Source organism: Mobilisporobacter senegalensis, from assembly GCF_003752155.1.
Classification (GTDB): Bacteria; Bacillota; Clostridia; order Lachnospirales; family Lachnospiraceae; genus Mobilisporobacter; species Mobilisporobacter senegalensis.
This window is the reverse complement of sequence record NZ_RJVG01000008.1, coordinates 1-18886: the sequence shown is the minus strand read 5'-3', so window position 1 is coordinate 18886 and position 18886 is coordinate 1. Positions and strand designations below refer to the sequence as shown.

Below are 18886 nucleotides of genomic sequence, written 5' to 3'. Positions count from 1 at the left end.
CTAGTTACAGTCTTTTTTTTCATTTTATTTTTGTGCAGAATGCATATTGTAATTTATTAATAAATTATTTCATTCATATATCATATAAAGTGAAACTTAATTCTTGTGTAATTTATATTACATTGGGTTTGTATGGAAAAGGCCAGATAATAATAAATAATAATTTCTCTGGATGATTTATATTTAGATTATGACACCTGATATTTGACAGATTTTAGATATAGTGTTAGAGTACAGAATAATTCGTTATGAGAGTAATAGGACCATATATTTATATGATATTAATATAATTGATAGGAGGCTGCTATGGATGTAAATATATTATTATTTGATAATTTTGAAACTTTAGATGTTTTTGGACCTGTTGAAATTCTTGGAAGTGTGAAAGAATATGATCTGCACTATTATTCTCAAAATGGTGGAGAGATTGTCAGCGCTCAAAATGCAACCATATTGACTAAAAATATCACATCTGCATCCAGGGATGGAATTTTAGTTGTACCTGGAGGGAAAGGTACAAGAGTATTAATAAATGATTTGTCTTTTATTAATCTTTTAAAAGAGTATGCAGAACAAGCCCGTTATTGTCTGTCAATATGTACGGGCTCCGCCCTGTTAGCTAAAACAGGTCTTCTTGACTGTAAAAAAGCAACTTCTAATAAAAAGGCCTTTGAATGGGTAAGATCAATTAATTCACATGTTAATTGGATCAGAAGAGCCAGATGGGTTGCGGATGGCAAGTTTTATACTTCGTCCGGTGTCTCCGCCGGGATGGATATGACATTGGGATTTATTAAAGATCGTTTCAATAGACAATATGCAGAAGAAATAGCCACTCATATAGAATATATCTGGAATTCAGATTGTACTGCCGATTTATTTGGACAATTGGGAAACTATTAAGTTTTTTAAATTTGTAAAATAATTTTAGAGTTTCCCAACTGTCTATAGGTTAATCACTATTGATTACCTATTTTATCCTATTATTCAATCTTATTATTTACTTACGCCAGAACTAATAATCGATATATTACCTTCTAATGTATAGTCACCAAATCCATTTGGCAGAATGAAATGGTCACCTTTTTTAATTGGAGTATGATTGATCATTCCTTCTCCTTCCAATACACTCATAATTAAAAAAGGACTGGTGTTTCTAAAAATCTGAATACCTGCAATATCTACTTTATCTACAAAATAATACTCACAGGTTACTAATTCTTCTTTCGTATAGTACATTTCTTTTGTAATTTTTCTTTGAAGGTCTTTTTCTACGAATGGGGCCCTGATTACATCAATGCTTTTCTCAATATGAAGTTCTCTGGGTACTCCATTGCTTAAACGGTCATAATCATATAAACGGTATGTGATATCACTGTTTTGTTGTGTTTCAAGAATCAGAGTCCCTGCTGTAATTGCATGAACAGTACCTGGTTCAATCTGAAAGAAATCCCCTTTCTTGATTGGCACCTTTCTAATAAGTTTATTCCACTCTTTTTTATCGATCATCTGCTTTAATTCTTCCTTATCTTTTGCATTATGACCAATAATCAGATTGGCGTCCTCATTACAATCCAGGATATACCAGCATTCTGTCTTGCCAAGGGATCCATTCTCATTCTTTTTGGCATAACTATCATCTGGATGGACTTGAATACTTAAATCATCTTTGGCATCAATAATTTTTACCAATAAAGGAAATCTGTCACCCTCAATATTTCCAAATAATTCTCTGTGATTTGTCCATAAGCTGCTTAGTCTTTCTCCTTTAAAAGTGCCATTTGCAATACTGCAATCACCATTTTTATGAGCACTGACTGCCCAGCATTCCCCTGTTTTGTCACTTGGAATGTCATAATTATATTCCAAGGCAAGGCGGTCTCCACCCCATATCATCTCTACAAATATTGGATTTAAAAATAATATTTCTTTTTCTTTATTCATAATAATATTTTCTCCATTCTCTTTTATTACTTTTTGATACCAGTACGCAGAATCCTTCCAGGTCCTTTCCAGGGTGGTATAGTCTACATAAATCAATCCAAAGCGTTTATCATATCCTTCATTCCATTCAAAGTTATCCATAAAGGACCATTCAAAATACCCGGCAATATTAATACCATCTTCAATTGCTTTTTTCACTCCATATAAATATCTATGTAAAAAATCAATGCGATTAGGATCATGAACACGACCATCCACAGATTTCACATCATGACAAGCCATTCCATTTTCAGTGATATAAAGGGGTAGCTTATATCTTTCCACTAAAAATTTTGCTCCCCAGTAGATACACTCAGGGGTAACCGGCCAGCCAGTTGATGTCTTCGGAAAACCAATATATCGATTTACAAATTTAATCTCTTTATTCAGTCCAGAATATACCATTGCTCCATTATATATGTTTTCTCCCATGAAATCCAATGGTTGTGAAATTAATTTCATATCTTCCTTTGTTATATCCGGAAGATATTTTTTATATTTCTTAAGTCCTTCTTCGGGGTAATTCCCAAGAAAAACCGGATCACTAAACCAGGAAACATTCCATGTCCAATTTGACATATCATCAGGTAATGAAAATAATTGCTCCCTCGCAGCATTAATATCTTCTTCACGATCTGTAGCAGGATAAAACATAGGTCCTGTAGGTGCATATCCTATTTCAATATCTTTTTTGGCATGTTCTCTTAAGGCAATTACTGCTTTTCCATGAGCTCTTAATGCGTTATGTATGATCTGAAAGGTATCTTTTATCTGAATTTTAAGTCCCGGAGCATGATTGCCCTGTAAATATCCAAGGCCAACAAAACATTGTGGCTCATTTAACGTAATAAAATATTTTACCCGGTCAGAAAATTCTTCTGCAACAACAGCTGCATATTCAGCAAACCAGTCAATAATTTCTTCGTTTAACCATCCACCTTTTTTATGTAATTCATACGGTAATTCCCAATGATAAAGTGTTATATAGGGAATAATATCATTTTTAATTAATTCATTAATTATATTATTATAAAAATCAATCCCTTTTTGATTCTTATAACCAGTACCATTTGGTAATATTCTTGCCCAATTAAGTGAAAAACGGTAACCTTTCACTCCCATTTCTTTCATGGCTTTAATGTCTTCTTTATATCTATGATAATGATCACAGGCAATATCTCCGGTATGGTCATCAAATATCTTACCTTCCTCCCGACAGAAGACATCCCAGATATTTAAACCTTTCCCATCTTCATAAGAGCCTCCCTCTATCTGATAGGACGAAGTAGCAACTCCCCATATAAATTCTTTGCTAAAACTCATACTTTCCTCCAATCGATATAAAATCACTTTAGTACCTGATTGTGCATATTCCAGTTTAATAATATCTTTATTTTACAGAAAATACAAGTGGTGATCTTTTGCCCATAACAATAATGTAACCATCGCATATAATGTAGTGATTTATATTTAAGAAGGTAGATAAGGTGATAGAAGATAATTTTATTGAAATTAGTGAACTGCGTCGGAGACCACAAGATACAAATCGGATTATGGATATGATCAACCAGGAATTTAGAGATTATTTTGATGAATTGCAAAGAAGCGGAGTCAGACGAGTAGTTGCATACAGTATATTTTCAGGTATAGTATCTTATGTATTAAGGAATGAAAGAAACTATACAGGATCTATCGATGAAAAGACTCAGGATCTACTTAATGATTTATGGGAAGATAATGGGGTATTCTTCAGTCTTTTAAGAAATTTCAGAATACCAAATAACCGGATCAATCAAATATTCAGGGACATCATTAGTTTCACACTAAGAAATATCAGAAATGATTATGATGATGATGAGCTTGAAACAGGATGGAGTAATTGGGAAGACCTTGGGGGTATCTTAACATCGGCTCCCGCTGTTTCTTCCTGGGAAGAGAATCGGCTCGATGTTTTTGCAAGAGGTCAAAACCGTGCTCTCTGGCACATATGGTGGGATGGTTCTAGATGGAGTGATTGGGAAGACCTTGGGGGCATTCTTATAACATCTCCTACGGCTGTATCCTGGGGACCTAATCGTATTGATGTATTCGGTGTAGGGGAAAATCAAGCTTTATGGCACAAATGGTGGGATGGTTCCAGATGGAGCAATTGGGAGGATTTAGGCGGTGTTTTAACATATGCACCCGCAGTTGCTTCATGGCAAAACAATCGATTAGATGTATTTGGTATCGGGCAAAATCAATCCCTTTGGCATAAATGGTGGGATGGTTCTGAATGGAGCGACTGGGAAGATTTAGGCGGCGTATTAACTTCTCCACCTGCCGCAGTTTCCTGGGGACCAGATAGAATAGATATATTTGCAAGAGGACGCAATCAAAGTTTGTGGCAAAAATACTGGGATGGAGTTCGCTGGAGCCCTTGGAGCGACGTTGGTGGCGGTACCATCACTTCTGGTCCTGCTGCTGCCTCAACCGGAAGAAATCGTCTTGAAATATTCGCAAGAGACGATGATAATGAGCTGATCTTTCGATCCTGGACCGGATCCAGATGGACTTCTTGGGAAGATCTTGACGGTATAATCACTTCTGAACCTGCTGCTATATCCTGGGGTGGAGATCGACTGGACGTTTTTGCAAGAGGCCAGAACAATCATCTATGGCACATTTGGAGACCGTAACTTCTAATCTCCTTTTAAATGTAAAAACACCATACTTAGGGATTATCACGCTCGTTCCCTGCTGATGCAAATATTGCAGGGGCAGATACAGGATATGATTTTAGTTCTTCATATCCTGTATCTGCCCCTTATATATTAACCATGTTGTTTTATCTTACAGCTATTACAGTATCTTCCGCTTTTGATTTTTGCACCGCAACTTACGCATTCAAACCAGGCATCTTTTGAATCTTCTGAAAACTCCAGTCTGTCTTCCCGAATCCAATCAAGAAGTTTCATTGGAGAGATTCCATTTTCTTCGGAAATCTGCACTATCGTTGCTTTTGGATAATGCATAATATAATCTTTTACCTGTTCATATTTTTCTTCATCCTCTGTAAATACAGGTTTTATTCTTGAAACTTTTTCACTATTCTCTTTTGTTATTTCATCTTTTGAAGTTGATTTAATACACTCCGGACATAACTTCGGTCCATGTACATAATTAAAAAGTCTTCTGCAATTTTTACAAACTTGTACTTCCATCCAGCATCTCCCTTGTGTATGATTTTAGAAATAATGCATCTACCAATATAAGTATAGATAAACATATTATAGCAAAAAAATTATTTAATTAGAAGAGTCTTTTTTCACTAAAATAAATCTATATATTCTCCTTCAATATCAGAATTTGTTCTGTTTTGTAAATGCTTATTTTACTAACTTTTATTATTAATTTTATTTGTATTATTTGACAAATTAGAGCTTTCAGAAGGCTTTTAGGACTATTGTAGAATTCAAAAATGATTCTGCTGCAAGTATTTTTTATGTGACTTTAATACTATTCTTTAGTCCCATTCTTGATTCAATCCTTTTATAAAGTTAATATGTGAATTTTGCATATGATTTAAGCCTCATTAAGCCATTAGGAGTTAACCAATATTTATATCCTCCTTTATCCATTGGTTTCGCCTTCTTTCATAAAAAAAGAACCATTGTTAATGGTTCCGTAATGTTTATATTTTATTGTTTAGATTTTTTTTAAAAGGGGTAAAACTATTGCTGATACAACCATTATTATGGTGCCTTCAATTATATCAATTGCACTCTGCAAAATCTCTTTTAATAAATCTTCCACCTTAATCTTCACCTACCAATAGTGTTTTCTTTATTATTCACAAGATTACAATATTAAATACGATTAGGTTATAAAAATATTAATAGCACTCAGCACTGGTAGTCTTGTGTCCATAGAATTTTAATAGAACAACTACGTTATACGGTCTGATATTTTGAGAATGATCTGTTGTTTTATTTGTTGTTTAATTAAAATATGCTTTTAACGTCTATAAGCCTTAAATCAATGTTGAAGGCTTTAATTATTATTATTTTACATAGTTTATAAATCTGCATATTATAACATTTAATCTTTCAGTATATATAATGTTTTTATTCTTTAGATATTTTTATTACAATATTTTATCTCATTGTTTTATTTATTTATTACTTATAGGAGACACTTTTCCTTTGTAATTATAAATTCACTACTTACTGCAAGGATACGTGTTGCAAATCATGCTACTTTTCCCTTTATTGCTTTCTTTGCTTGTTTAAAAAAATAAGCACTATACCTGTATTTAATAAAATAAAAGGTAAGTTATTAAGAAAACAATCACTAAGAATTATTGTTATGATAGCTCCTCCTAATTTATTCAATTGTTAAAAGATGTTCTATTTTACTATTTTATATTTTTTAGTGACTTTTTATAATAATAGTCACCATAATAAATATATTTTTCTTTATTCAATTTTTAAACATAATATTTATTATAATCCTTATCATATTTTTTTAATTTTTTCTTTACATTTTTTTCAATTTGTTTTTTACTTAATGAATAATTATCTTCAATACTTTGAAATGAATGTTTTATCAATGTAAAAAACAAGATGATTAATATAAAACCAAGAAGCAAGTCCGGCAGAGTAAAGTCATTTACCGTGCCACTAATTAAAGTCTCTATAATTATCAAAACCTTAAAAACTATAAATAATCCTCCAAATATGCATGCAAAACTTTGTATGAACGACACAATTCTATACATTTTATCCAATATATTGCTCATAATATTATTACCTGTGGGATAGCTCCATATATAATCTACCATTAATATCTTATGTAATTCAACTTTTTTATTATATTTAACTAAGTAGAAAATATATTTAGGTATAAAATAGCATTTTTGTGTATAATTTTTTTTTATATATTTAACAGCGTTTAATGTATTATTATTTTTATAATCACAAACATATGGAACCAATAATAACTCAAAATAATCTTCTGCCATTTTTTCATTTTTCTTATACCCATTGTTAAAATATGTTGCAATAATTGCAACAATCCCTGATATAACACCAATTAATTCATACGTATCTTTACTTTGCATAATCTCCCTCCATAAATATAATCATACAAAATATTCCATAAAAATTCAACACCAAGTTTAAAAAAGCACCCTGAAGGATGCTTCTAAATTACAAAGAACTATTTTATAGTCAATATGCGTATAACGACAAATAAAATGATTAGTGATGCTAACCATAAAATGCTATACAATCTTCCAATATGTTTAAGATAAGTACAATCCTCAATATGTGGCTTATCTTCATTAAAAATCTTGGTTAATTCAGCTATGCTTAAAATATCATTATAATAATTTTTTTGTCTGTCATAGTTCTTTTTAAATCTTTTATACAAAGATATATATTCATATAAAGATAATATAAAATAAATAAACGAAATTACAATGAATGCATTTGATATAGTTGCAATATCCTTTGTAAATATATTTTCAATTTTTCCGGTTGATATTGTGTTCATAATAATAGTAGATGCAAAAAAAGTTATGTATGCAATAAAGTTATTTCGAATTTTATTTGAAAATGATTCAGCTGTTTCTGCTGTCTTTTGTGACATATCATTTAATAAAGTAACTACATTGTTTTTTACTTCGATATACTTATCGAAGTTTTCTTTAAGATAAATATCATAGCAAGCATTTATAGAAGTAAATAAGTCATCCTTTAAACAAAATATATTATAATTGTTAATATGTATAGATAATATATTTCTGGCTAAACCAATTTTGTCAGTTATATGTGAATCGCTATAAACCCAATTATATATTTTGAAATATTGATTTACTGCTAAGTGTTCAATTTTATAATGTTTTTTTAAATCAATGCTGCCAAAAATGGTTTTATAACCATTTAATTTATAATCTATTTTATGTTCATATTTATTATACTCTATTAAATTAGTCAAGTAACAAAAGGAAATAATAATCGATAATTTATCAAACCATTTATTATAATCATCTCTATTAGATCTTTTTACTAAATAAAAATAATCTGGAATTAATTTAAAATTATTATATCCAACAAAATTTACAATTTCTCTACTATTACTTAAGATTTCATCAAATTTACTAATCCTGCAACATCTTCTATTCTTTACATCAAAATAAAAATTGAATTTTTGAGTATAAAAATTAATATTATCGTTTATAAGATTAAAGTTGATAACGGTATTATTATTTTCTAGTGATGAGATCAAGTTATTTAAATCATCAATTGATAAACTATCTAGATAATTTATAAAAAGTTTTAAATAATATATTGATATAGCATCTGAAGATTCACTTTTGTTTATTGTTATATTACAATTATATATATCTCCCTCTTCAAAAAGTATATCTTTATGGTATGTTATTAGATCTATAAATTTATTAATAAAATCTGACCTGTCAAGATCATAAGATGTAATTGTTTCCGGTTCTGCATTATTAATATGCATTGAAAAACAAATATGATCCCTGTATGGTAACTCACTTAATAAATAATCCAGATCTGCATATGCTGATAAAATAACATCTGTTGCTTCTATAGCTATTTTATATGAGTAAATACTTTCACTTTGATTTTTTATTTTATAATTTAAAAACATCTTATCTAAAAAATCTTTTATTTCAAACATATTTACCCCCTCATGATTAGCTATTTAAAGGCATTATACACCTCTTCATTATCTGTTTCAATCTTTAAATACATCTTATTTTCCTCTTCAAAAGCTTGTATTTTACTTTTAAAGTCAGCACTACTGTTATTAATATTTATTTCAACAAATTCATTTACCCTTAAAATTGATTTTGCTTTAATTTGATCCCTTATAATATCAAATTGCGTATCAATTTTTTTATTAAGAAATGTTTTTTGGATTCTATTTTTAATATTATTTATATTTGTTTCATCTAGAACTTCTGGAGTATATGTTCCAAAAACATAATCTATCATATTATCATAATCAAATATAGGCTGTGTTTTATAATATGATATTAATTGATTTCTAAAATTATAATAATCCTTTGGAGCAGATTTTTTTATTGTAGATAAACTTTTTTCTATTAAATCAAATGAATTCTTAGTTGATATTTCATTAGTTGTACATTCTTCTAATTCTAAGAAATCTTTATACCAATAAGCCGCATTTGATGATGAAGTATCAGAAACCCATATATCTTCAATCTCTTTGTTCTCATTAAATTTAAATAAACAATTCTTCAATGCTTTACTTGTATAGGGCAAACCTTCTTTTTTTAATAAATCTACAAAATCTAAAAATGAACCAAGTTCAACTTTTGAGATAAGGCAATAATAATCATCATTTGATTTAAAAAGACATTGAATTAAGCTTCCTTCTCTTATATTTCTTGGTAATGCCTTTATTTTTCTTTGAGCATCCTGTTCCTTTTTTAGAAGTCTATTAGCTATGATATCCATCTCTTCTTGATCTAAATGTTCGTTTAACAAAGCCTTCATAATTGTCGTGACTACTTCAGTATTATTACTAGATGTTTTATAGCGTTTGTATCTGTTACTATTTTTAATTTCTAGTGTTAATGTTTTGATATAATCATCTACTACATCGTTATCACTAATATCTCTGCGTTCGACATTATCATCCTTTGTATTAATTGCATGTAAAGTTGTAAAAAGTGGCTCAAAATCCATTTAACTTCCCCCTAATATTATTATTTTACCACATTATACATCCATAAATAATGTTAATCAATACCAAAAGGGAAAATTATGTTAATTTATGTCATATAATGATTATACGAACATTTGTTCTTTTTGTCAATAGGTTTATTAGAACTTTTATTCCCTTCACTTCTACAGACTGTACCTTCTGGAAAATTTAGTTGACTTGCAATCTCAACTAACTTCATACCCTTTTTAAATAATTCGTATGCTTGATTATATCTTTTATCAGGTGCTCCTTGCCAAGCCTCACCTCTATTCGTGTTGTTTTAGGTATATAAAAAGCCTACAACATAGGTCGTAGACTTAACTTTATTTAGTAACAATTATATTTATATTTTATTATTTGTGTTATTTATTGCATATTAGCATGGCCAGGAAGTTTATCTTCCCGGTTTTACATTAGAGAATTTATCCTAATGCAAGAAAAATTTAAATATCTTACATAAAGAAATAAATCTGCGAATGCATTTCCTTAATTTAGCCATGCTAATTCACCTCCGTATTGAATTGAGAATATTTTATCATTTATAAATTCAATATTCAATATGAAACTTATTCCATTTTATGCCTTATAGTATAAATACCCCGATGCTCTTAAAATACAATTTAATAAACGTTATATAAAACTATAACTTAATATGAATAATATAAAACTATTAGTCCAATAATATTATTGTAGGTAACATTATCGGACAAGTAGTTTTAGTCCTTGATTATGGCTTTCTGTAATATCGATTGATTAAATCTATAACTCTTTCTGTAGATACAATCAATGATTCTACGATATACAGGAAAATAATTATTTCATGCATACTAGAGCCCTCCTTTCTTTCAAGGATAGTTCTAGTATTTGCATATGTGCTTCTTTTTTATTCATGCAATACTAAAAAGGCACTCATTATAAGAGCGCCTTCATCATTACAATTTATTTTTCAATTCTTCAATATTCTTATTTAATCTTTCAAGTTGTTTCATTATTGTCCAGTTTTGAGTAACCATGAGCGATACGTATATGTCTGCTGAAGGAACCAAGTATGACTCTACTTTTAAAATACTTTTCTTTAAAAGTTCTAAATCATTTTCATTTAATTCGTTTAATTGATATTCATTAATGTAGTCCTGTATCTTTTCACGATCTTTCTCTGGTGTTTCTCTAAATAGTCCCATTTGTATCCCCCTTAAATTTTCTTGTATCCATTATATACCATTAATTTTTATGTTTCAATAAGCTTGTATTAAATAATACTAAAAAGCATTTCATGCAAAGTCAAAATTATTTTCTTAAGAGAATAATTTATAGTGGAAATCCATTAATTATTACCATAAAACTATAATTTCAAACTTTTCTTGTATCTCTCTCGTTACTCTTGATCGTCTCAGCTTTCTTAATGCTTTACTCTCCCATTGTCTAACTGCTTCTTTGGTGATCCCTAATTCTTGTCCTGTAGTATTAAATGACAATGATTTTTTAAACCTAGCATTTATTAATTTATTCTCTATATAATTAGTTTCACGTTCTACAATCTTCCATAGTCCAGTTTTTAAGCAGTCACCAAATAGTCACCGAACATCAAAAAAAACACTCAACTACGAGTGCTTTTCCTATTCGCAAAATCTATCAAACCCTTAATTTTACTCACTATTTTATTAAGCTACCGACGGGAATCGAACCCGTGACCTCAACACTACCAATGTTGCGCGCTACCTACTGTGCCACGGCAGCATATTAGAGAAATTTATCTTTCTCTTAATATCTGATTTAATTTCGCCTTGATTCTTTGAAGGGCATTATCAATTGATTTGGGTTCTTTTTCAAGTTCCTCGGCTATCTGAGTATAACTTAATCCACCAAGATACATTTGCAAAACCTGCTGCTCAAAACTACTAAGGCGCTTACCAAGTTCATATTGTATCATACTGGTATTCTCTTTGTCAATAAGCATTTCCTCTGGATTTAATTCATTATCCTGAATGATTAAGTCAACCATGGAAAACTTGTCTTCATATTCACGATTGTCTCCATGAATAGGGGTATAAAAGGATATATAATTGTTTAATGGAATATTCTTTTTACGGTTGGAGGCTTTAATCGCATTATACATTTGTCTGGATACGCATAAATCGGCAAAGTTTCGAAAGGAATTATCCTTATCCTCTTTATAATCACGAATTGCTTTATAAAGTCCTATCATACCTTCCTGAATCAGGTCATCTTTATCTCCACCCATAAGGAACAAAGTTCTGGCTTTTTGACGGACAAGATATTTATACTTCTCCATGAGATAATCAACTGCCTGTTTATCTCCCTTATGCATTCTTTCGAAAATATCAGAATCTGACATATCATGAAATTCTTCAGAATATATCATATCATTCACCCCCGTTACTTTGAATCATCTAGCCGCATCTTCTCTAGTAGCTCTGCCATCTCATCTGATAAATTATCAATCAGACTATTTCTTTTGTTGCTTACTTTCTTTTTATATGTTTCTTCAATGCTTTTCTCAACTGCCCTGATTTCAGCTTTTAATTCTCTTGCAGTAACTCTGGTTGCTCCTTTTCCAAGGATAATCACTTGCTCAAGTGCATCTGAAGTAGCCACCCTTATATTATAGCTTCTTCCCATCTGCTGTACAACTGTCTCTATGAATTGATCTGCTGAGATAGCTTCTTTTGTATATACAATATCAATATTATTATAATGATAGATGCTGCCTGGATTACCTCTGAATTTATGCCCATCAAATACAAGGATAACCTCATTCTTCTTAAATCCCTGATAATTACACAGTATATCAGCAAGTTTTACCCTGGCTGCTTCAAGATTGTCATCTGCTAAATCCCGAAGATCCTCCCAGGCAAATATTATATTATAGCCATCTACAAGCAGATATTCCTTCGCCAAATTAATTCATCCTTTGTCTAACAATCTCGTAAGATAAAATACCCATGGCTACTGATGCATTTAGTGAATCAATATCACCTGCCATAGGAATCTTTGCAATAAAATCACATTTTTCCTTCACTAACCTGGATACACCTTCTCCTTCACTTCCCACAACTAAACCAATGGGACCTTTCAGGTCAAGTTTGTACATTACTTCTCCATCCATATCTGCACATACAAACCAGAGTCCATGTTCTTTCAATTCTTCAATGGTAGATGTAAGGTTCGTTACTTTTGCAACAGGAGTATAGTTAATTGCCCCGGCAGATACCTTCGCAACAGTTGCTGTTAATCCAACTGCTCTTCTCTTAGGAATGATGATACCGTGAGCACCAGCCTGATTCGCTGTCCGGATCATTGCTCCAAGATTATGGGGGTCCTCAATGCTATCCAATATAATAATAAATGGAGGTTCATTCTTCTCTTTTGCTAAATTTAAAATATCCTCCACCTGTGCATATTCATATGCTGCTGCATAGGCAATTACACCCTGGTGCTTCCCAGTTTCAGAAATTTGGTCAAGCCTTTCTTTTTTGACGAAAGAGATAATAGTATCTCCCTTTTTTGCTTCCCTTAGAATGGATTTTATTGGTCCATCCTGGCATCCATCCAGAATAAATACACGATCAATTGTTTTCCCTGCACGAAATGCCTCAAGGACTGGGTTTCTTCCCTCTATTGTAAATTCTTCGTATCTCATTTTATTCTCCTACTCTGTTTACTCTTTTTTGTTCAGCCCCATGCTAATAAGCTCTAATAGCCTTGGTAACTGGTCTGTTAAATATAAATATCCCATCAGAGCTTCAAACCCAGTAGCCGATCGATAATCTGATATACTTGCATTTTTTGCAGAAGTATATGATTTGGCATTTCTACCTCTCTTATAAATCGAAAGTTCTTCCTCGGTTAATTCTGGTTCAATACGATGAAATAATTCCATTTGTGCCGATGCCTTTACCATACTGCTCGCGGATTTGTGAAGCTTATTCACTGGAGCATTGCCACGCTTTACTATCATAGTCCGAATCACCAGATCATAGATACTATCCCCAATATAGGCCAATGTTAAAGGGGAATATGTTTTAATATCTGTAAATGGTAATTTAAATTGTTCATTTATTAAACCAATAAAACTATTTACGCTCTCTTCCATTTTACCCCTTCTCTGGTATCTTCTAAAACAATACCTTTTTCTAATAAAAGATTGCGGATTTCATCTGCTTTTGCAAAGTCTTTATTCTTTCTGGCATTCTGTCTATCTTCTATTAATTTCTCTATATCATCATCAAGTAATTCTTCTTGTTTTTCTGTAATGATACCCAGTACATTACATAATTTACTGATTAATTCTAAAGTTGTTTCAATCACACTTAAAGAATTCTCTGAAGTAAGATTGGTATTCGCTGCTTTTACAATTTCAAAAATTGCTGAAATTGCATCTGCTGTATTAAAATCATCTTCCATTGCAGCATCAAATTTACCATTCAATCCTTTTATAATATCAAGAAATTCCTGTTCTTCCTTAGTGATTGTTTTGTTTGCAGCACTTCCTGATATAAACTTAAGATTATCTACTGCAGTTAAGATTCTGTCTAATCCATTTTTAGAAGCTTCCATCAAATCCCTGCTAAAATTAACCGGGCTTCTATAATGTGCACTAAGCATAAAGAAACGCAATACCTGAAGAGAATATTTCTCACCAATCTCTCTGACGGTAAAGAAATTCCCCTCTGATTTTGACATCTTCTTATTATCAATATTTAAAAAGCCATTGTGTAACCAATATTTTGTGAAATCTTTTCCATTGGCTGCTTCGCTTTGAGCAATTTCATTTTCATGATGAGGAAAAATTAAATCTTCTCCACCGGCATGAATATCAATTTGATCTCCAAGATATTTTTTGCTCATAACAGAACATTCAATATGCCACCCAGGACGCCCTTCTCCCCATGGGGACTTCCATGCAGGTTCTCCCTGTTTCTTTGGTTTCCATAAAACAAAGTCCATGGAATCTTCTTTTTCATCATTTACAGCAATACGAATACCTGCTTCCAGATCATCTATATTCTTCTTTGACAATTTACCATAACCATCAAAACTTCTTGTACGGAAGTAAACCGATCCATTCTTTGCATATGCATGTCCTCTATCAATCAGCGCCTGAATCATCTCAATCATTCCATCAATTTCTTCTGTTGCCTTTGGGTGAGTTGTTGCTGGTTTCACATTGAGATCTTCCATATCTTTCTTTGCTTCTTTAATAAAACGTTCAGAAATCTCAGAGGCTTCCACTCCCTCTTCATTGGCTTTCTTAATTATCTTATCATCCACATCTGTAAAATTAGATACATAATTTACGTCATAACCTTTATATTCAAAATAACGTCTAACGGTATCAAAAACAATCATAGGTCTGGCGTTACCAATATGAATGTAATTGTATACCGTTGGACCACATACATACATACGCACTTTGCCCTCTTCTATCGGTACAAATTCTTCTTTCTTCTTAGTCAGTGTATTATATAATTTCATTGGACTCCTCCTATTTTTCAAGTTTTTTTAATCTTTCGCATGCTTCTTTTAATTGTTTTTTCAGCATTTCATTATCTGACTGTAATCTGGATAAATCATTAAGAACTGGATCTGGAAAATGAATTTGATCCAAATCTTCAGTAGGTATGCGAACATTATCTCTTTTCACCACTCTGCCTGGTACACCAACAACTGTTGAGTTTGGGGGAACTTCAGATAATACAACAGATCCCGCACCAATTTTTGAATTCTCACCAACAGTAAATGAACCTAATACTTTTGCACCTGCACTGATCATAACATTGTTCTCTATCGTGGGATGTCTTTTCCCTTGTTCTTTCCCGGTACCGCCAAGTGTAACTCCTTGATAAAGAGTTACATTATCACCAACAATCGCTGTTTCACCAATTACAACTCCATGTCCGTGATCTATGAATAAACCTTTTCCAATCGTCGCACCAGGATGTATCTCAATTCCTGTTTTTCTGACAGTCCTTTGTGAATACCATCTTGCTAAAAAGTAATGTCCGTTCTTATATAATTTATGTGCAATTCTATGTCTTATAATTGCTTTAAAACTTGGATATAAAAATACCTCCAGGGGTGTTTTAATTGCTGCATCCCTGTCTTTTATAATCTGCATCTCTTCCTTAATATATCTTATTATACCCATGATTTCAACCTCCATTATTATAAGAATTCCAGACAGTAAAGTCCCATCTATCCCAAAATATTTTTGTGGTATGGAATATAGTTTCATAATATGTAAAAAAACTCCGTCTCAATATTAGAGACGAAGTTAACCGTGGTTCCACTCTACTTAGTATTCTTCCATCCCATTCTTCCTTAGGTATGAATACTTTCTTTCATACAGATAACGGCTGCAACCGGATTTTGCTACTCTTTCTTCACAAAATCAGCTCCTAGATGCACTTCATTCTTCTTCCCATAAAGAATGCTTTCAGACGGCGACATTCTCTCTCTGATATCTTCCAAAGAATTACTCTTCTATTCATTGCTATTTATATATGTTCTTATTTTCTAATATATTCTATGCATTAATGTGTTATTTGTCAATATCACTTCAAGATATTAATCTTGCAATCACAAATCTGCCTGCATCTTCACTGGAATTTGTATCACAATCCTTTATAAATTCATTATAAACTATACTATTTCATTTAGAAATATTTTATGAAAGAATTTTATATTTTTTAATTTTTCTAATACATCATTAGATAAATTCTGCTCTAACTCCGTTATCTTCTTATGCCCCATAAAGATTTCAGTAAAATTACCAATATCAAGGACTATTTCAGGTATTTTATCTGTCGAACTTATTTCACAAAAATAACTTTCACCAATTTTATTCTGAAAATTAAACTCCCATATATTATGGTTTCCATCTAATATGGGATCCTCAATCTTAATTATAATGGATAATGGTTCTTTTGCAGTTATGCCCTTCATAAATTTTGGAACATTTACAATACGGGCCATTATAATAGGTTTTGTTTCTCCATTAAAATGAAAATCATCAAGAACTGACTCATCCATAAACTCACTTTCAAGAAATGTAATCTCTAAATTATCTTTCACTTCATCTGTATTTTTATCATTTTTGATTGAGTCTTTCTTATCAGTCCACTTTGCAGCAATTGCCTTCACAACTGTTTCTACTATTTGTCTGGTATATTTCTTTCTAATGACCGACTCTGTTATCTCAGCATAATTTCCTTCTAACATATAGGAAACGCAGCCAATGATTCTTTTGTCATTATAAACAATCAATACATTGCCGCCGGCACTCTCCATGTCTGCCTGAAGTCTTTTATAGTAATGTTCATCCCGCTTTGCAAAGATTTCCTGTGTCTTATCTAATACTTTATTTACGAAACTAATCAGACGCGTTATCTCTTTTGAATTGCTGCTGTCCAAAACCTTTATATAAATATCAGACTGGTCTATTTTATCCTGATATTCCTTATTCCCCAGTCCACGAATAGCTGCCGCCTGAACATCACTTTCTTTTTCCTCTGACCAAACAGATGCATTATCTTTATTTATGGTTATTTTTCTTCTTTGTTGTTCATAAATATATCGGAAATCAAATGGAAGATAGATTTTGTCACTTGCCGGCATCAGCCAGGTAAATTCATGACCTTCCTCATACATATCCTCAAGAGCCTTTGTCAGAAGTTTTCTCATAAGCCCTTGTTTACGATATTCCGGTCTTGTAGCTACGCCAACAATATAATTTGTTTGTATCTCTTTTCCTGACAGTATAAGAGGATAAGGATTTAAATGAATCATAGAAGTCATAGCTTCATCACTATACAATGATAGTATCTGATTTTCTTTTAATCTCCAGGCAAAATAATTATCCATATATTCTCTGGTATCGCCAAAACAAAGTTTCCATAAATCATATGAGTCTTTTTGTTGTTTTTCAGTATAAACTTTTTCATAACTCATAACCTTTGATTTCTTTTCCTCCATAGTTTTCCTCCAAACCAGTAATATCAGATAAAAATCATTTTAATTTATCCACTCTTTTAAAGAATACATCTCAAAATGGTATACTAACGTTTACAGCATCCACTGCAGGAAGAACAATTCTTTTCTACAGTCATTATATCATCATAAATATAATTACCCACAGAATTGAGCATACAAATCGCCTGTGCTGAAATTCCCTCTCCAGTTCCCGTAAAGCCCAGCCCTTCTTCTGTTGTTGCCTTAATATTTATTTGATTTTCTTTAATCCGTAAAGTCTTTGCAATATTTTTCACCATCTCTGGTATGTACGGTGCAAGTTTCGGATTTTGAGCAATGACTGTTGCATCTATATTTTCAATAAAGAACATTTCCTTTGCAAGAAGGTTTTTTACTTCTTTTAATAGTTCAATGCTGGATGCTCCTTTATACTTTGGATCTGAATCCGGGAAATGCTTACCGATATCTCCCAAAGCTGCACCTCCCAGTAATGCATCCATGATCGCATGAACTAAAACATCTGCATCTGAATGTCCTAATAATCCTCTTTCATATGGTATTTTAATCCCACCAAGGATTAAATCTCTATCTTTTACTAATTTATGGACATCATATCCCATTCCAACTCTCATAAAATTTCTCCTTTCTATGACTGCTCTCATTTTATAGTATATGTTAACTGTAATTAATTCTTTATATATCAAAAAATGCACATCATGATACTAGAAAGTCCGTTCATGTATGTGCATCCTGAAGTAGCGGAAAAGGGATTTGAACCCATGACACCACGGGTATGAACCGTGTGCTCTAGCCAACTGAGCTATTCCGCCATATAATATTATTATGGACAATTTATAACTTCTCATACTTATTGCTTAAAAAAGTCCATAAAAAATGGGACCTACAGGGCTCGAACCTGTGACCCTCTGCTTGTAAGGCAGATGCTCTCCCAGCTGAGCTAAGATCCCATGGTTAACATTAAATTATTTATCTATTTAAATCAGTAAGTACTATGATAGTATATTTAGAAATACGGGATTTGTCAAGTATAAATTATTTTTAATTTTATTGACTCTGATTGATTTTTGATAAAGTCCTTATATACCATTTTTAATTATGTCCCATTTATATATTTATATGGTATGATAAATCCTCACTATAAGAAAGA

General features: G+C 31.6%; 17 protein-coding genes, 3 tRNA genes, 1 pseudogene and 1 other annotated feature. Of the genes and pseudogenes, 2 read left to right on the top strand and 19 right to left on the bottom strand.

The window, feature by feature from the left end:
* Positions 1-306 precede the first annotated feature (306 nt).
* Complete coding sequence (locus tag EDD66_RS12945; RefSeq protein ID WP_123610018.1) at positions 307-903, top strand: DJ-1/PfpI family protein; 597 nt, start codon at positions 307-309, stop codon at positions 901-903.
* Positions 904-996: 93 nt separating this feature from the next.
* Here the strand turns inward: EDD66_RS12945 and manA are convergent, their stop codons facing one another.
* Together manA and EDD66_RS18950 are read right to left on the bottom strand one after the other, a co-directional pair.
* A complete protein-coding gene (gene manA, locus EDD66_RS18955; protein ID WP_334295115.1) occupies positions 997-1944 on the bottom strand; it encodes a mannose-6-phosphate isomerase, class I in 948 nt (315 codons plus the stop codon).
* Between the two features lie 24 nt (positions 1945-1968).
* Positions 1969-3306, bottom strand: a pseudogene (locus EDD66_RS18950) (GH1 family beta-glucosidase); the annotation flags it as partial.
* 164 nt (positions 3307-3470) lie between these two features.
* On the opposite strand from EDD66_RS18950, the gene EDD66_RS12935 reads away from it, so the two are divergent.
* Entirely contained in the window at positions 3471-4661 is a 1191-nt protein-coding gene (locus EDD66_RS12935) for a sialidase (protein WP_243115356.1), read from the top strand.
* A 135-nt stretch (positions 4662-4796) separates the two neighbouring features.
* Here EDD66_RS12935 and EDD66_RS12930 read toward each other — a convergent pair whose 3' ends face one another.
* The 17 genes from EDD66_RS12930 to EDD66_RS12850 form a co-directional block, all read right to left on the bottom strand.
* Entirely contained in the window at positions 4797-5186 is a 390-nt protein-coding gene (locus tag EDD66_RS12930; RefSeq protein WP_123610016.1) for a flagellar protein, read from the bottom strand.
* Between the two features lie 1265 nt (positions 5187-6451).
* Positions 6452-7084, bottom strand: a complete 633-nt coding sequence (locus tag EDD66_RS12925) for a hypothetical protein (RefSeq protein WP_123610015.1) — start codon at positions 7082-7084, stop codon at positions 6452-6454.
* Between the two features lie 98 nt (positions 7085-7182).
* The gene (locus EDD66_RS12920; protein ID WP_123610014.1) at positions 7183-8673 is read right to left on the bottom strand and encodes a hypothetical protein; all 1491 of its coding nucleotides are present in this window, start codon (positions 8671-8673) and stop codon (positions 7183-7185) included.
* Between the two features lie 20 nt (positions 8674-8693).
* On the bottom strand, positions 8694-9707 hold the full coding sequence (locus EDD66_RS12915) for a hypothetical protein (protein ID WP_123610013.1): 1014 nt from the start codon (positions 9705-9707) through the stop codon (positions 8694-8696).
* A 951-nt stretch (positions 9708-10658) separates the two neighbouring features.
* Entirely contained in the window at positions 10659-10907 is a 249-nt protein-coding gene (locus EDD66_RS12910; RefSeq protein ID WP_123610012.1) for a hypothetical protein, read from the bottom strand.
* 150 nt (positions 10908-11057) lie between these two features.
* On the bottom strand, positions 11058-11225 hold the full coding sequence (locus tag EDD66_RS19025; RefSeq protein ID WP_408632112.1) for a sigma factor-like helix-turn-helix DNA-binding protein: 168 nt from the start codon (positions 11223-11225) through the stop codon (positions 11058-11060).
* A 165-nt stretch (positions 11226-11390) separates the two neighbouring features.
* Positions 11391-11463 (bottom strand) — tRNA-Thr (locus EDD66_RS12900).
* A gap of 13 nt (positions 11464-11476) precedes the next feature.
* Positions 11477-12109: an RNA polymerase sporulation sigma factor SigH gene (gene sigH / locus EDD66_RS12895; RefSeq protein WP_123610010.1), complete on the bottom strand. Its 633-nt coding sequence runs from the start codon at positions 12107-12109 to the stop codon at positions 11477-11479.
* Between the two features lie 14 nt (positions 12110-12123).
* Positions 12124-12645 (bottom strand): NYN domain-containing protein, encoded by a 522-nt coding sequence (locus EDD66_RS12890; protein ID WP_123610009.1) that lies wholly within the window; start codon positions 12643-12645, stop codon positions 12124-12126.
* 1 nt (position 12646) lies between these two features.
* Positions 12647-13387: a 23S rRNA (guanosine(2251)-2'-O)-methyltransferase RlmB gene (gene rlmB, locus EDD66_RS12885; protein ID WP_123610008.1), complete on the bottom strand. Its 741-nt coding sequence runs from the start codon at positions 13385-13387 to the stop codon at positions 12647-12649.
* 18 nt (positions 13388-13405) lie between these two features.
* Positions 13406-13840, bottom strand: a complete 435-nt coding sequence (locus EDD66_RS12880) for a Mini-ribonuclease 3 (protein ID WP_123610007.1) — start codon at positions 13838-13840, stop codon at positions 13406-13408.
* Positions 13825-15222 carry a cysteine--tRNA ligase gene (gene cysS, locus EDD66_RS12875; protein ID WP_123610006.1) on the bottom strand — a complete coding sequence of 466 codons (1398 nt, stop codon included), beginning with the start codon at positions 15220-15222 and terminating at the stop codon, positions 13825-13827. The genes EDD66_RS12880 and cysS overlap by 16 nt, the downstream gene beginning before the upstream one ends.
* A 10-nt stretch (positions 15223-15232) precedes the next feature.
* A complete protein-coding gene (gene epsC / locus EDD66_RS12870) occupies positions 15233-15895 on the bottom strand; it encodes a serine O-acetyltransferase EpsC (RefSeq protein WP_123610005.1) in 663 nt (220 codons plus the stop codon).
* A 113-nt stretch (positions 15896-16008) separates the two neighbouring features.
* Positions 16009-16247, bottom strand: a binding site (T-box leader).
* Between the two features lie 142 nt (positions 16248-16389).
* Positions 16390-17721 (bottom strand): GNAT family N-acetyltransferase, encoded by a 1332-nt coding sequence (locus EDD66_RS12865; RefSeq protein WP_123610004.1) that lies wholly within the window; start codon positions 17719-17721, stop codon positions 16390-16392.
* Between the two features lie 83 nt (positions 17722-17804).
* Positions 17805-18350, bottom strand: a complete 546-nt coding sequence (ispF, locus tag EDD66_RS12860) for a 2-C-methyl-D-erythritol 2,4-cyclodiphosphate synthase (protein WP_123610003.1) — start codon at positions 18348-18350, stop codon at positions 17805-17807.
* 124 nt (positions 18351-18474) lie between these two features.
* Positions 18475-18548: transfer RNA gene (locus tag EDD66_RS12855), tRNA-Met, on the bottom strand.
* 65 nt (positions 18549-18613) lie between these two features.
* Positions 18614-18686, bottom strand: a tRNA-Val gene (locus tag EDD66_RS12850).
* Positions 18687-18886: the final 200 nt, after the last annotated feature.

Bases quoted from the DNA above. Each gene is read 5' to 3' on its own strand.
- EDD66_RS12945 (WP_123610018.1), top strand. From the start codon at position 307: ATGGATGTAAATATATTATTATTTGATAATTTTGAAACTTTAGATGTT.
- manA (WP_334295115.1), bottom strand. From the start codon at position 1,944: ATGAATAAAGAAAAAGAAATATTATTTTTAAATCCAATATTTGTAGAG.
- EDD66_RS12930 (WP_123610016.1), bottom strand. From the start codon at position 5,186: ATGGAAGTACAAGTTTGTAAAAATTGCAGAAGACTTTTTAATTATGTA.
- EDD66_RS12925 (WP_123610015.1), bottom strand. From the start codon at position 7,084: ATGCAAAGTAAAGATACGTATGAATTAATTGGTGTTATATCAGGGATT.
- EDD66_RS12920 (WP_123610014.1), bottom strand. From the start codon at position 8,673: ATGTTTGAAATAAAAGATTTTTTAGATAAGATGTTTTTAAATTATAAA.
- EDD66_RS12915 (WP_123610013.1), bottom strand. From the start codon at position 9,707: ATGGATTTTGAGCCACTTTTTACAACTTTACATGCAATTAATACAAAG.
- EDD66_RS12910 (WP_123610012.1), bottom strand. From the start codon at position 10,907: ATGGGACTATTTAGAGAAACACCAGAGAAAGATCGTGAAAAGATACAG.
- sigH (WP_123610010.1), bottom strand. From the start codon at position 12,109: ATGATATATTCTGAAGAATTTCATGATATGTCAGATTCTGATATTTTC.
- rlmB (WP_123610008.1), bottom strand. From the start codon at position 13,387: ATGAGATACGAAGAATTTACAATAGAGGGAAGAAACCCAGTCCTTGAG.
- EDD66_RS12880 (WP_123610007.1), bottom strand. From the start codon at position 13,840: ATGGAAGAGAGCGTAAATAGTTTTATTGGTTTAATAAATGAACAATTT.
- cysS (WP_123610006.1), bottom strand. From the start codon at position 15,222: ATGAAATTATATAATACACTGACTAAGAAGAAAGAAGAATTTGTACCG.
- epsC (WP_123610005.1), bottom strand. From the start codon at position 15,895: ATGGGTATAATAAGATATATTAAGGAAGAGATGCAGATTATAAAAGAC.
- EDD66_RS12865 (WP_123610004.1), bottom strand. From the start codon at position 17,721: ATGGAGGAAAAGAAATCAAAGGTTATGAGTTATGAAAAAGTTTATACT.
- ispF (WP_123610003.1), bottom strand. From the start codon at position 18,350: ATGAGAGTTGGAATGGGATATGATGTCCATAAATTAGTAAAAGATAGA.